The sequence below is a fragment of the Bacillus cereus genome (assembly GCF_002561295.1).
GTDB lineage: Bacteria > Bacillota > Bacilli > Bacillales > Bacillaceae_G > Bacillus_A > Bacillus_A cereus_S.
The window spans coordinates 1-345 of sequence record NZ_NTUG01000090.1 but is presented as its reverse complement, the minus strand read 5'-3'; the positions used below and the strand labels follow the sequence as shown (position 1 = coordinate 345).

The window sequence follows — 345 nt, the reverse complement described above, 5'->3', positions numbered from 1 at the left end:
GCTACCCCTCCGACATTATAAATTATATGGTGGAGGATGACGGGATCGAACCGCCGACCCCCTGCTTGTAAGGCAGGTGCTCTCCCAGCTGAGCTAATCCTCCAAAAGTGGTGACCCGTACGGGNNNNCTTGACCAACGGGCCAAAAAGTTTTAGTACTGTTCCCAAGCTTCCAACCGGGCTTGAACCGGTGACCTCTTCCTTACCATGGAAGTGCTCTACCAGCTGAGCTATGGAAGCATAATGGCTCCGCAGGTAGGACTCGAACCTACGACCGATCGGTTAACAGCCGATAGCTCTACCACTGAGCTACTGCGGAATAATACTAGCCTGGCAACGTCCTACT

The 345-nt window shown here is 53.1% G+C and carries 3 tRNA genes; all 3 read right to left on the bottom strand.

Features of this window, described 5'->3' with window-relative positions:
• Positions 1 to 27 precede the first annotated feature (27 nt).
• Positions 28 to 103, bottom strand: a tRNA-Val gene (locus CN373_RS24960).
• Positions 104 to 166: 63 nt separating this feature from the next.
• Positions 167 to 239, bottom strand: a tRNA-Thr gene (locus CN373_RS24955).
• A 4-nt stretch (positions 240 to 243) separates the two neighbouring features.
• Positions 244 to 318, bottom strand: a tRNA-Asn gene (locus tag CN373_RS24950).
• Positions 319 to 345 lie beyond the last annotated feature (27 nt).